Annotated in this window: 11 protein-coding genes; 7 read left to right on the forward strand and 4 right to left on the reverse strand. The window is 64.2% G+C overall.

Annotation, left to right across the window (positions count from 1 at the left end; genetic code table 11):
- Positions 1-117 precede the first annotated feature (117 nt).
- A complete protein-coding gene (locus tag ACZ2IA_RS16790) occupies positions 118-1,503 on the reverse strand; it encodes an aspartate aminotransferase family protein (RefSeq protein ID WP_470293738.1) in 1,386 nt (461 codons plus the stop codon).
- A 41-nt stretch (positions 1,504-1,544) separates the two neighbouring features.
- Positions 1,545-3,047: an aldehyde dehydrogenase gene (locus ACZ2IA_RS16795; RefSeq protein ID WP_470293739.1), complete on the reverse strand. Its 1,503-nt coding sequence runs from the start codon at positions 3,045-3,047 to the stop codon at positions 1,545-1,547.
- 170 nt (positions 3,048-3,217) lie between these two features.
- Here ACZ2IA_RS16795 and ACZ2IA_RS16800 point away from each other — a divergent pair, with 170 nt between their 5' ends.
- Entirely contained in the window at positions 3,218-4,006 is a 789-nt protein-coding gene (locus tag ACZ2IA_RS16800) for a helix-turn-helix transcriptional regulator (RefSeq protein WP_470293740.1), read from the forward strand.
- 268 nt (positions 4,007-4,274) lie between these two features.
- Here the strand turns inward: ACZ2IA_RS16800 and ACZ2IA_RS16805 are convergent, their stop codons facing one another.
- A complete protein-coding gene (locus ACZ2IA_RS16805; protein ID WP_470293741.1) occupies positions 4,275-5,312 on the reverse strand; it encodes an ABC transporter substrate-binding protein in 1,038 nt (345 codons plus the stop codon).
- Between the two features lie 269 nt (positions 5,313-5,581).
- Positions 5,582-6,484 carry a LysR substrate-binding domain-containing protein gene (locus ACZ2IA_RS16810; RefSeq protein ID WP_470293742.1) on the reverse strand — a complete coding sequence of 301 codons (903 nt, stop codon included), beginning with the start codon at positions 6,482-6,484 and terminating at the stop codon, positions 5,582-5,584.
- A gap of 99 nt (positions 6,485-6,583) precedes the next feature.
- On the opposite strand from ACZ2IA_RS16810, the gene ACZ2IA_RS16815 reads away from it, so the two are divergent.
- The 6 genes from ACZ2IA_RS16815 (at position 6,584) to argE (ending at position 11,844) form a co-directional block, all read left to right on the forward strand.
- Entirely contained in the window at positions 6,584-7,135 is a 552-nt protein-coding gene (locus ACZ2IA_RS16815) for a flavin reductase family protein (RefSeq protein ID WP_470293743.1), read from the forward strand.
- Between the two features lie 45 nt (positions 7,136-7,180).
- Positions 7,181-8,098 (forward strand): 4-hydroxyphenylacetate 3-hydroxylase N-terminal domain-containing protein, encoded by a 918-nt coding sequence (locus ACZ2IA_RS16820; protein ID WP_470293744.1) that lies wholly within the window; start codon positions 7,181-7,183, stop codon positions 8,096-8,098.
- Positions 8,099-8,208: 110 nt separating this feature from the next.
- Positions 8,209-9,552, forward strand: a complete 1,344-nt coding sequence (locus ACZ2IA_RS16825; protein WP_470293745.1) for a flavin-containing monooxygenase — start codon at positions 8,209-8,211, stop codon at positions 9,550-9,552.
- Between the two features lie 33 nt (positions 9,553-9,585).
- Complete coding sequence (locus ACZ2IA_RS16830; protein ID WP_470293746.1) at positions 9,586-10,008, forward strand: RidA family protein; 423 nt, start codon at positions 9,586-9,588, stop codon at positions 10,006-10,008.
- The gene (locus ACZ2IA_RS16835; protein WP_470293747.1) at positions 10,005-10,679 is read left to right on the forward strand and encodes a DUF1028 domain-containing protein; all 675 of its coding nucleotides are present in this window, start codon (positions 10,005-10,007) and stop codon (positions 10,677-10,679) included. The genes ACZ2IA_RS16830 and ACZ2IA_RS16835 overlap by 4 nt, the downstream gene beginning before the upstream one ends.
- A 10-nt stretch (positions 10,680-10,689) precedes the next feature.
- Positions 10,690-11,844, forward strand: coding sequence for an acetylornithine deacetylase (gene argE, locus ACZ2IA_RS16840; protein WP_470293748.1), 1,155 nt, complete (start codon positions 10,690-10,692; stop codon positions 11,842-11,844).
- Positions 11,845-12,576: the final 732 nt, after the last annotated feature.

Below are 12,576 nucleotides of genomic sequence, written 5' to 3' on the forward strand. Positions count from 1 at the left end.
GCGCCTTACTATCGGCAAGCCGGCATGACGGCCCGGCCCTTTCTCCCGGAATGAATGACGGTCATCCCAGCGGCGACACAGACCCGAAGGTCTGTGCATCCGATCATTCTCCTGCGCTTACAGCAGTCCAAGTTCCTTCGCCGTTCGATCCACGGCGCGTTTAGTCTTGTCGATCAGCTGGTCAATCTCGGAGTGCGTAATCACCAGCGCCGGCGCCATGATCATGCGGCCGAGCGTGGAGCGGATGATCACGCCTTCCTCGAAGCCATGGGTGCGGCAACGCCAAGTAATGTCGGACTCGTTGTCAAAGCGCCGGCGCGTGGTTTTGTCCTGACAGAACTGCAAGGCGGCAACCAGGCCGGTGCCCTGGATTTCACCAATCAGAGGGTGGCCGTCGAACACAGCGCGCAGCGCTTGCTGCAGATAGGGGCCGGTGTCGCTCTTGACCCGCTCGACGATCCCCTCCCGTTCCAGCAAGTTCAGGTTGGCGAGCGCCACCGCGGCCGCCACCGGGTGGCCGGAATAGGTCAGCCCGTGCGCGAACACCCCTCCCCGCTCCACCAACGCCTCGCCGATACGACGCGACAGCACCAGTCCGCCCATCGGTACATAACCGGAGGTGAGCCCCTTGGCGATGCTGAGCGTGTCCGGTTCGAAGCCGAAGTGCTGGTGCGCGAACCATTCGCCGGTGCGGCCGAAGCCGCCGATCACCTCGTCGGCGCACAGCAGCACGTCGTACTGGCGGCAGATGCGTTGGATTTCCGGCCAGTAGCTGTCCGGCGGTAAAATCATGCCGCCGGCGCCCTGGAACGGCTCGGCCACGAAGGCGGCGACATTGTCGGCGCCCAGTTCCAGGATCTTGGCTTCCAGCTCACGCGCGCAGTGCAGGCCGAACTCGGCCGGGCTCAGCGCCCCGCCCTCAGCATACCAGTACGGCTCGCCGATATGCTCCACACCAGGGATAGGCAGATCGCCCATCTCGTGCATGAACTGCATGCCGCCTAAGCTGGCGCTGCCGACGGTGGAGCCATGGTAGCCGTTGTGGCGGCCGATGAAGATCTTCTTGCTCGGCTTGCCGACCACGTCCCAGTAGCGGCGCACGGTGCGGATCAGCACCTCGTTCGCCTCCGAGCCGGAGTTGGTATAGATCGCGTGGCTATAGTGGCCGGGCAGCAGTTCGAACAGCCTTTCCGACAATTCCAGCACCGCCGGATGGGTGGTGTGGAAGAACAGGTTGTAGTAGCTCAGCTGCTCCATCTGGCGGCTGGCGGCCTCGATCAGCTCGCGCCGGCCGTAGCCGATGTTGGTGCACCACAGGCCGGACATGCCGTCGAGGTACTGTTTGCCGTCGCTGTCCCACAGGTGTACGCCCTCGCCGCGCACCATCACGCGCGGTCCTTCCTGGTTGAGCACCTTCTGATCGAGGAAGGCGTGGATGTGGTGGGCGGCGTCGAGCGCCTGATATTGCGCGGTGCTGCGGGCGGGATTGGTCGGGGCGTTCATGGTTGTCTCCTCGTGTTTTTGATGTGATGGCCTGGTAGTGCTCAGCGCTGCAATTGGATCCAGGTTGTTTTTAGCTGGCTGAACTTGTCGAGCGCGTGCGCCGACAGATCGCGCCCGAAGCCGGACTGTTTGACGCCGCCGAACGGCACGCCGGGGTCGAGTGCATCGACCGTGTTGACCGACACGGTACCGGCGCGCAGCGCACGGGCGACGCGGTGGGCGCGGTTGAGGTCGGCGGTCCACACCGACGCGGCCAGGCCGTAGACACTGTCGTTGGCGAGCGCGATAGCCTCTTCCTCGCTATCGAAGGTGAGCACCGACAGCACCGGGCCGAAGATTTCCTCGCGCGCGATGGTCATGTCGGGGGTGACGCCGGTGAAGATGGTCGGGCGCAGGTAGCAGTCGCTATCGCCGATGCGTACCCGTTCGCCGCCGGTCACGAGGCGCGCGCCTTCGCGCTGGGCGAGCTCGATGTAGCGCAGCACCCGCTCGGTCTGGTGCGTGTCGACCAGCGCGCCGGTGCGGGTGGCCGGGTCGAGCGGGTTGCCCGGCTGCAGTGCAGCCACTTCGTTCATCAGCTTGTCGATGAAGCGGTCGTGGATCGAGCGTTCCAGCAGCAGCCGCGAGCTGGCCGAGCACACCTGGCCCTGGTTGAAGAAGATGCCGAAGGCGGCGCGACGCGCGGCCTCATCCAGGTCGGCGCAGTCGGCGAACACCAGGTTCGGGCTCTTACCGCCGCATTCGAGCCACACCATCTTCATGTTCGATTCGCCGGCGTAGCGCAGGAAACACTTGCCGACCTCGGTAGAGCCGGTGAAGGCGATGCAGTCGATGTCCGGGTGCAGGCCGAGCGCTTGGCCGACCTCCTTACCGTAACCGGGCAGCACGTTGAGCACGCCGTCCGGCAATCCGGCTTCGGTGGCGAGCTCGGCCAACCTGAGCGCCGACAGTGGCGACTGCTCGGCCGGTTTCAGGATCACGCTATTGCCGGCGGCCAGCGCCGGGGCGAGCTTCCAGGCCGCCATGTCGAGCGGGAAATTCCACGGGATCACCGCCGCCACCACGCCAACCGGCTCGCGCGTCACCAGCGCCAGCGCATCGGCGCCGGTCGGGGCGACCTGGTCATACTGCTTGTCGGCCGCTTCGGCATACCAGTCGAGCACCGCCGCGGTACCTGGCACGTCGATGTTGAGCGCATCGCCGATCGGCTTACCCATGTCGAGGCAGTCGAGCAGGGCCAGTTCTTCGCGATGTTTCCGCACCAGTTCGGCCAACCTTTGCAGCACCACCTTGCGCTCGCGCGGATGGCGGCGCGACCACACACCGGATTCGAAGCTGCTCCGGGCCGCCTGCACCGCGCGCTCGACGTCGGTGGCATCGCAACGCGCCACTTCGGCCAGGGTCTGACCGGTGAGCGGGCTGATGCTGGCGAAGCGACGACCTGCCGCGGCGTCGACGAACTCGCCGTCGATGAAGGCCTGGGTGCGCGGTTGCAGCAGGTCGGCGGCGTAGGCGCGCCAGTCTTGCAGGGTAAGCGGTTGCATCGTGTCCTCCTCAAAGCGATCGAACGACAAGGTTGGCCGAGCCTGGCGCCGGTGATGAACGTGGCCCGCTGTTAGCTTTGCAGCGATACTAGCGAGCGAACCAAAGCGCGGACATAACGCAGAGACGTTAGCGATGCGGGGGTAGAACTAACCTGTCGGGGGTAGCGGGCATGCGGCTGGAAGTAGCGGAACTGGCGTTTCACCAGCGTTTGGGAAGGCTGATCGACGGCCTGCATGAAGAGCGTTTCTGGCCAACGCTGGCCGGTTTCCTACGCGAGGCGGCCTCGTTCGATACCTGGGTGGCGGTGCTGTTCCGCCCCGGCCAGGCGCCCTTGGTGCTGGCCGACAGCGGGGTCAACTACGCCGAGGACAATCTGTTCGCCGATTACCTGCGCGGGCTGTATCTGCTGGACCCGTTCTACGGCTTCGGGCTCGGCGAGATCGCGCCGGGCGTGTACCGGCTCGACGAGGTGGCGCCGGACAGCTTTCGCGACACCGAGTACTTCCGGCGCTACTTCTCGCGCAATGTGGTGGAGGACGAGGTGCAGTTCCTGTTGCCATTAGCGGGGCTCGGCACGCTGTCGCTCTCGCTCGGCAGCGGCCGGCGTTTCAGCGACCAGGAGATCGGCGCCTGCTGTCTGTACGCGCCGTGGATCCTGCCGCTGATGCGGCACGGTGCCCGGCTCGAGCAGCTGCAGGCCCACCCGCCGGCCAGCAAGGAACAGGACCGGCAAAGTCGGCTCGAAGAAGCGCTGCGCCAGCGCGGCGAGCCGCACCTGACCGAGCGCGAGGTGGAGGTGGCGTTGCTGATCCTGGCCGGCCATTCGACCAAGGGGGTGGCACGCCAGCTCGGCATCTCGCAGGAAACGGCCAAGGTGCACCGGCGCAATCTGTACGGCAAGCTGGGGGTGACCAGTCAAGGGGGGTTGTTTCTGCTGTTTGTGGAGGCGGAAAAGTGAAGAGCGGCGCCGCCGCATTCATTGAGATGCCGGGTCCGGCCGGCAGACGATCTTGCGTCGGCCAGCGAGGCACCGTCGAACTGGCGGCTCAAGCAGGCGACGGCTCTGGCGTGCGAATCCATCGGGCGATTCGCGCATCGCTCGGCCATTCCTCGCTGCCCGCCAGGAACCCGGTACGGCCTAGGACAATCGGCAGGAACTCCCCACGCGGTATTGGCCGATCAAAAATCTAAGGCGGTGCCAAACGGCACCGCCTTGATGGAAGAGATTACTTCGATGCCCAGGCGTTGAAGCGCTGCTCCAGGCTCTCGCCGTTGTCCACCCAGAACCCGGTATTCACCGCCACCGCGTTCTTGATGTTCTGCGGCGCGGTCGGCAGGTCCGCCATGGTGTGCGCGTCGATCAGGCCGGTGGCCTTCTTGTTGCTGACCCCGTAGGCGATCTGCCGCGCGTACACGCTCTGCGGGGCGGGCCGGCTCACGAAGGAGAGAAACTTGTAGGCCTGCTCCTTGTTCGGGCTGCCCTTGGGGATGGTCCAGTAGTCGAAGTCATAGATGCTGCCGGTCCAGACAATCTTCAGGTTCTTGCCGTCCTTTTGCGCGCTGTCGATGCGGCCGTTGTAGGCCGAGCTCATCACAACATCACCCGCCACCAGATACTGCGGTGGCTGCGCGCCGGCCTCCCACCACTGGATGTTCGGCTTCAACTGATCGAGCTTCTTGAAGGCGCGATCCACCCCGGTTGTGGTAGAGAGCACCTTGTACACGTCTTTGGGCGCGACGCCGTCCGCCATCAGCGCGATTTCCAGCGTGTACTTGGCGCCCTTGCGCATGCCGCGCTTGCCGGGGAATTTCTTCACATCCCAGAAATCGCTCCACGAGGCCGGCGCGGTTTTCAGTTTGTCGGCGTTGTAGGCGAGCACGGTCGACCACACGTAGGCGCCTACCCCGCACGGCTGCGCCGCGCCCGGCAGCAGCTCGCTGCGGTTGGCGATGCGGCTGTAGTCGAGCTTCTCGAACAGCCCTTCGTCACAGCCGCGCGCAAGATCGGGCGATTCGACGTCGAGCACGTCCCAGCTCACTCTCCTGGTCTCGACCATCGCCTTCACCTTGGCCATCTCACCGTTGTAGTCGGCGCCGATCACATTGGTACCGGTCGCGGCCTTGTAGGGCAGGTAATAGGCCTTGCTCTGGGCATCCTTGTTGGTGCCGCCGAACGACACCACGGTCAGGTCGCCGGCCGCGGCCAGGTCGGTCACGGCACACAGCCCCGCCATGAGGAATAGAAGCTTTCTGGCAACTCGCATCGCTGGACCCTCAGTTTGTCATGACATAGATCATCTGCCCGACGCAGCTACCAATCAGTGCCACACGGGGCATGTCGCAGCATGAAAAAGGTCAGGGGCCGGCCCGCCTCACCCATCGAATCCGCACCAGGCAGCTTCATCCGGGCAGACCGCCCCCTGCAGGACACCTTCACACAAGCTGTCGACAACCCACTGTAGTGAGCGGGGCCTGCATACGTAAAATAGCTTTGTCCTATTCATTGCATAACAAAAATTGATGCAGCGCTCCGTCAGGCCGCGCCCTTGAGCTGCGCCTCGCATAGCGCAATGAAAGCCTCGGCGCGGCGCGTCAGCTTCAGGTCCTGCAGCCAAGCCAGCACGATGGTGAGCGCCGGCACCTCGTCGGCAATCGGCAGACAGACCAGCCGGCCGCCGCCGTAGGCGGCATCCACCTTGGGACGCAGGTTAAGCAGGCCATAGCCGTTGCCGGCCGCCACCAGCCCGCGTACCAGCTCGAAGCTGACCGTGCGATGGCGCACCTTGGGTTCGATGCCCAGCTGACGGAACAGCGACAGGAAGTATTCGCGGCTGTGTGGCAGATCGAGCAGCACCATCGGTTCGTCGGCCAGTTCGGCCAAGCTCAGTTCGGACTTGCCGGCCAGCGCGTGTTCGGCCGGCAACAGCACATAGGGTGGCGCCGACTGCAACGCCAATTTGTGCAGGCCCGGCGCCAGATCCAGGTCGTAAAGCAGGGCCAGCTCGAGCTGGCCGCTCAACAAGGCCGCCTGCAGCTGCGCCGTGTCGCCCTCGTGCAGTACGACATCGACCTCGGGGCAGCTGTCGCGAAACGCGGCCAGTAGGCGCGGCAGGAACACCGGGCCGATGGTGCTGAAACAGCCCAGCTCCAGCTGGCCGCGCAGCGCCTGGCTCAGCTCGCTGGCCTGCTGCATCAGGTCTTCGGCATGCGCCAGCAGATTGCGCGCCGCCGCGACGAAACTCTGGCCGGCCGGGGTCAGCGACACGCCGCGCGCGTGGTGGCGGATGAAGAACTGCAGCCCGAACACCTCTTCCAGCTGGGCGATCGCAGTGGAGATGCCGGGTTGCGAGGTATAGAGCGCGTTGGCCGCCGCGGTCACGCTGCCGTGCTCGGCGACGGCGACCAGATACTCCAATTGCCTGAGCGTGTAGTTCATAAATTTTCAGTATTCAAACAAGAAGATAAGCATATTTTATGTATTCACTGTGTATTCCTGGACTTGGTCTGTCAACACCGGTCCACAGAGGACATTGAGATGAACACCGCCACGCTTATCCGCCCCGCCCTCGCCGATGCCCCTGACGCGCCGCAAATCGGGGAAAACCGCCAGGCCTTCATCGCCGCGATGGGGCGCGCCTGCACCGGCGTCACCATCGTCACCACCGACGGCCCTGCCGGAAGCTACGGCGCCACCGTCAGCGCCATGAGCTCGGTGTCGGCCGACCCGCCGCTGCTGCTGGTCTGCGTCAACCGCAGCAACCTGGTGGCCCCGGCGCTCGATACCAACCGGCACTTCTGCGTCAACGTGCTGGGGGCCGAGCAGCAGGAGGTGTCCCAGGTATTCGCCGGCCAGGCTTCCTGCAGCAATGCCGACCGCTTCGCCTGCGCCCAATGGCAGCGCGAGGCCACCGGCGCGCCGGTGCTCGCCGATGCGCTGGCCAGCTTCGACTGCACAGTGCAAAGCCAATTCGACCTCGGTACCCACACCGTCTACATCGGCAGGGTGTTGTCCGCCAGCTCCCGCGACGGCCAGCCCCTGCTCTACCACCGCCGCAACTATTGCCAACCGCACCCCTTGGCCAATTGAGCGGCGTTTTCCCCCACTGCTTTCTCACATCGACAAGGTGACAACATGATCCGTACCGGAGACGAATACCGGCAGTCCATCAGAGACGGCCGCGAGGTCTACATCAACGGCGAACGCGTCAAGGACGTGACCGCTCACCCGTCCTTCAAGCCGCTGGTGGACATCCGCGCCCGCATCTACGACATGGCGCACGACCCGGCCACCCGGGACGTGATGAGCTACCGCGACGAGCACGGCGAGGCGCACGCGATCGGGCTCAAGCTGCCGTATACCCAGCAGGACTGGCACGACAAGCGCCTGGCCACCGACACCATGATGAACGACATCGGCGGCGTGGTGACCCGGGTCGGCGACGAGACGGTGGGCGAGATGTGGTCGCTGTTCGACGGCCAGGACGTGCTCAACGAGGTCGACCCGCAGTTTTCGGCCAACATCCGCCACCATATCCAGCGCGTGATCCAGCACGACCCGTTCCACGTCTCGGCCAATACCGACCCGAAGGGCGACCGCTCCAAGCGCCCGCAAGACCAGGATCCGGACATGCTGCTGCACGTGGTGTGGGAAACCGACACCGGCATCATCGTGCGCGGCGCCAAGTACGAGACCGCGGCCGCCTACTCGAACCAGGCGTTCACCAAGCCGACCATCGCCAACTGGGGCAATTCCGAGTTGTCCGACTACGCGGTGGGCTTCATCTGCGATCTCGGCTCGCCCGGCCTCAAGTTCATCTGCCGCACCGGCTTCGCCGGCCGCGCCCCGGCCGAGGATTACCCGCTCGCGAACCGCTTCGACGAGGTCGACGCGCTGGTGATCTTCGACAATGCGCTGATCCCGTGGGAGAACGTGCTGTTCTACCGCCACACCCGCGCCGCCACCTTCATCCGCTCCACCCTGCACCGCTACAGCGCGTTCGCCTTCGTGCAGCGCAACCTGAAGGTGGCCGACATTAGGCCAGTTGCCTGAGTGCCCACTACATAATTTTAAATTATCAAATATAGACAATATATATATTTTCGGTATCTGTTGTGACCTCGTAGATTGCAGTTGTGGACCAGATCACCGGAGCACACCGCATGAACACTGCTAAGGACACAGAGATGGCGATTGAAAAGATAGATACGCTTGTTATCGGTGCCGGTCAGGCTGGCGTGGCCATGAGCGAACACCTGAGCAAACTCGATGTGCCTCACCTCGTTCTGGAGCGCAATCGCATTGCAGAACGCTGGCGCACGGAACGCTGGGATTCGCTGGTTGCCAATGGCCCGGCCTGGCACGATCGCTTCCCGGGACTTGAGTTCGGCGACGTCAATCCCGACGGTTTTGCCCCGAAGGAGCGCATTGCGGCTTATTTCGAAGCCTATGCCAAGAAGTTCAATGCCCCTATCCGCACCGGCGTGGAAGTAAAGATGGTGGAACGCAATATTGGCCGGCCGGGCTTCATTATTGAAACCTCTGAAGGTGTGATCGAGGCCAACCGCGTGGTTGCCGCAACCGGGCCTTTCCAGCGCCCGGTTATCCCGCCGGTCGCGCCTAAGGATGAGAAAATTACGCAGATCCATTCGGCCGAATATCGCAATCCTGAGCAATTGCCCAAGGGCGCTGTTCTGGTGGTTGGCTCCGGTTCATCAGGGGTGCAGATCGCGGATGAGCTGCAGCGTTCCGGCAAGAAGGTTTACCTCTCGGTCGGGCCTCACGATCGTCCCCCGCGCGCCTATCGCAATCGTGACTTCTGCTGGTGGCTGGGCGTTCTCGGCGAGTGGGATGCACCGGCCATGAGGCCGGGAACTGAACATGTCACCATTGCTGTGAGCGGGGCCCGTGGCGGTCATACCGTTGACTTCCGGAGTCTTGCCAATCAGGGGATCACACTCGTTGGCATGACGAAGTCGTTCAATAACGGCGTGGCGAGCTTCCAATCGGATCTTGCTGACAACATTGCACGCGGCGATGAGAACTATCTGTCGTTGCTGGATGCAGCTGATGCTTATATTGAGCGCAATGGTCTCGACCTTCCGGAAGAGCCCGAAGCCCGCAATATCCTCCCTGATCCGGAATGTCTGACCAACCCTATTCTTGAGCTCGACTTGGCCGAGGCTGGAATTACCTCGATCGTCTGGGCAACCGGCTTTGCAGTTGATTACAGCTGGCTGAAGGTCAACGCCTTCGATGAAAAGGGCAAGCCGCGGCATCAGCGCGGCGTATCGACCGAGCCCGGCGTCTATTTCGTGGGCCTGCCATGGCTGTCGCGTCGTGGCTCCAGCTTCATCTGGGGCGTCTGGCACGATGCCAAATATATTGCGGACCATATTGCCACACAGCGCAAATATTTTGCCTATCGCGACGCTTCACAACACAAAAAGGCCGAAGATTCAGTTGCACCGCAGACAAAGAATCTCGCCGATAAAACCACCGTTTAAAACCTTAGATAAACATTTTGTAGAGAAACGAAAATGACAACTCATAAACGTATCCGCAAGTTCAACACCCGCGACACCTATCCGGAACAGAAGCTCGACAACGACCTGTGTCAGGCGGTGGTGGCCGGCAATACCGTATTCCTGCGCGGCCAGATTGGCCAAGACCTCGAGACCCGGGAGTCGGTCGGCATCGGCGACGTGCGCGCGCAGACCGAACAGGCGATGGCCAACGTGAAAATGCTGTTGGAAGAAGCCGGCAGCTGCCTCGACCATGTCTGCAAAGTGGTGATCTATCTGGTCGACGCGCGCTATCGCGAGGAGGTGTACCGCGAAGTCGGCAAGTGGCTCAAAGGGGTGTATCCGGTGTCGACCGGACTGGTCGTCTCGGCGCTGGCCCGCCCGGAATGGCTGGTCGAGATCGACATCACCGCCGTGATTCCCGAGGAGCACGCATGACTCTCTCGATAGCCGCCCGCTGCCCGGACAGCGGCATGGTGGGGGTCGCGATCGCCTCCTCCAGCATCTGCGTCGCCAGCCGTTGCGCCAACGTGCGCGCCGGCGTCGGCGCCGCGCTGAGCCAGAACGTGACCAACCCGGTGCTGGGCCGGCGCGCGCTCGACCTGATGCGCGAGGGGCTCAGTGCCGCCCAGGTCGTCGACCGCCTGCGCGAGCAGGACGCGGCGATAGCCTGGCGCCAACTGGTGATCGTGCCGCAAGAGGGAACACCCACCATCTTCAGCGGCGGGCGCATGCTGGGCGTAGCCGCGACAGCGGTCGGCGAGCACTGCGCAGCGGCCGGCAACCTGCTGGCCGACCCGGCGCCGCCGGACGCGATGGTGAAGGCATTCGCCCAAAGCCGTGGCGCCCTGCCCGACCGCCTACTCACCGCGCTGCGCGCCGGGGTGGCGGCCGGCGGCGAGGCCGGGCCGCTGCACGCGGCCGGCCTCTTGGTGGCCGACCGGCAGGAATGGCCGGTGGTCGACCTGCGCGTGGACTGGAGCGAAGGCGACCCGGTGGCGGAACTGGCCGGGCTGTGGGAGCGCTACCAGCCGCAGATGGCCGCCTACGTGGCGCGCGCCCTGTCCCCCGAGGAGGCGCCCAGCTACGGGGTGCCCGGCGACCCATGAGGTAACGGCGATGGAATCCCTGGCTCTACTGCAAACGCTGGTGGGGTTCGACACCACCAGCCGCAACTCCAACCTGGCGCTGATCCGCTTCGTCAGCGATTACCTGGCCGGCTACGGGGTAAGCAGCCGCATCGTCGAGGACGAAACCGGCAACAAGGCCAATCTGTACGCCACTATCGGCCCGACCGACCGCCCCGGCGTGATGCTGGCCGGCCACACCGACGTGGTGCCGGTGGACGGCCAGCACTGGCAGAGCGCGCCGTTCGAACTGAGCGTGCGCGATGACCGCGCCTACGGACGCGGCACGGCCGACATGAAGGGCTTCATCGCCGCAGTTCTGGCCGCCGTGCCGCGGTTGGCGGCGGCCGAGCTGCACATTCCGGTGCACCTGGCGTTCACCTACGACGAGGAAATCGGCTGCATCGGTGTGCGCCGGCTGCTCGATGTACTGGGCGGGCTGCCGGTGCTGCCGGCGATGGGCATCGTCGGCGAGCCGACCGGCATGCGAGTGGTCGCCGCGCACAAGGGCAAGGTGGCGTTCCGCGTCACGGTGCGCGGACGCGAGGGCCATTCCAGCAACCCGCCGGCCGGCGTCAACGCGGTAGAAATCGCCGCCGAACTGGTGTCCTTCATCCGCCAGCTCGCCCGTCAACGCCAGCGCGAAGGGCCGTTCGACCCGCTGTACGAGGTGCCCTACAGCACGCTGCACGTGGGCACCCTGCACGGCGGCACCGCGCTCAACATCATCCCGGCCGAATGCGTGTTCGACTTCGAGATCCGTCACCTGCCGGAAGACCCGCCGGCAGCACTGATCGAGGCGATCCGCCTGCACGCGGCGACGGTGCTCGAACCGCAGATGCACGCGGTCGATCCGGCCAGCGGCATCCGGTTCGTCGAGCGCAGCAGCTACCCGGGGCTGTGCACCGCACCGGACGCCGCGGTGGTGCGTTTCATGCAGTCACTTCTCAACGACAACCGTGCCCCCGGCAAGATCGCCTTCGGCACCGAGGCCGGTCTGTTCAGCGAGCGCTGCGGCATCCCCACCGTGGTATGCGGGCCGGGCGATATCGCCCAGGCGCACCAGCCGGACGAATGGCTGGCGCTCGAGCAGCTCGCCGCCTGCGACGCGCTGCTGGAACGACTGACGCTGCGGCTGACGCAATAGGAAGGCCGCCGGAACAGCGCCCCAGAACGGGGAATGTTCAAGCGGCGGCCTTGGCCTGGGCGGCTTTGTTAAGGGGATGGACGCCCTCTTCCTGCAGCGGCAGCATGGCGCCACCGAGAGAGTGCAATCAACTCACTGAACGAGGGGAGCGTCCATATCATTTGGAGCAATCCAAGCGCTTTTTGCTTTTACCACCCCTCCCCCGTCAGCGCGGGAGGTTTCAATCCACGCCCGGTAGTTAAGCCGGGCGAGTCCCGATCAGAACGGACGGCCGATCATCGTGCTGTCGTTTCAATCCACGCCCGAAGGTTAAGTGTAGCGACTTGCATTTGAAGCTGGCCGAGCCTGCAATCGACGCGACTTCCGGCCAGAAATAACTGCAAGCCACCACTCCACCGGGCCAGAATTAACTGCAACTGGACCTGCATTTCACGGCACAGGACTGCGTTCCAGCGCGGCAGGCCAGGATTAGTTGCAACTATCCGGGACAGGCTCAACGGGAACTGAGCGTGCGCACGAGCAACTCGGCCCACTTCAGCGCATCGAACACGAGGGGCTTCAGAATCGGCTTTGTGCCATGCACGTCGCCCATTTTCGAGCGCAGGGTCTGCATGACGTAAGCACCTTGGTTCAAGGCGCCTTTGAAGTTCTGCGATGTTGGCGCTCACTGAAAATTGACCAGATAACCGAGGGTTTGCTCATTGAAAATTGACCAGGGTGACTAACCATCCC

The organism is Crenobacter sp. CS_VA4 (assembly GCF_055597485.1).

What these genes read in the sequence shown, in the direction of transcription:
- ACZ2IA_RS16790 (WP_470293738.1), bottom strand. Translation starts at nt 1,503, where the DNA reads ATGAACGCCCCGACCAATCCCGCCCGCAGCACCGCGCAATATCAGGCG.
- ACZ2IA_RS16795 (WP_470293739.1), bottom strand. Translation starts at nt 3,047, where the DNA reads ATGCAACCGCTTACCCTGCAAGACTGGCGCGCCTACGCCGCCGACCTG.
- ACZ2IA_RS16800 (WP_470293740.1), top strand. Translation starts at nt 3,218, where the DNA reads ATGCGGCTGGAAGTAGCGGAACTGGCGTTTCACCAGCGTTTGGGAAGG.
- ACZ2IA_RS16805 (WP_470293741.1), bottom strand. Translation starts at nt 5,312, where the DNA reads ATGCGAGTTGCCAGAAAGCTTCTATTCCTCATGGCGGGGCTGTGTGCC.
- ACZ2IA_RS16810 (WP_470293742.1), bottom strand. Translation starts at nt 6,484, where the DNA reads ATGAACTACACGCTCAGGCAATTGGAGTATCTGGTCGCCGTCGCCGAG.
- ACZ2IA_RS16815 (WP_470293743.1), top strand. Translation starts at nt 6,584, where the DNA reads ATGAACACCGCCACGCTTATCCGCCCCGCCCTCGCCGATGCCCCTGAC.
- ACZ2IA_RS16820 (WP_470293744.1), top strand. Translation starts at nt 7,181, where the DNA reads ATGATCCGTACCGGAGACGAATACCGGCAGTCCATCAGAGACGGCCGC.
- ACZ2IA_RS16825 (WP_470293745.1), top strand. Translation starts at nt 8,209, where the DNA reads ATGAACACTGCTAAGGACACAGAGATGGCGATTGAAAAGATAGATACG.
- ACZ2IA_RS16830 (WP_470293746.1), top strand. Translation starts at nt 9,586, where the DNA reads ATGACAACTCATAAACGTATCCGCAAGTTCAACACCCGCGACACCTAT.
- ACZ2IA_RS16835 (WP_470293747.1), top strand. Translation starts at nt 10,005, where the DNA reads ATGACTCTCTCGATAGCCGCCCGCTGCCCGGACAGCGGCATGGTGGGG.
- argE (WP_470293748.1), top strand. Translation starts at nt 10,690, where the DNA reads ATGGAATCCCTGGCTCTACTGCAAACGCTGGTGGGGTTCGACACCACC.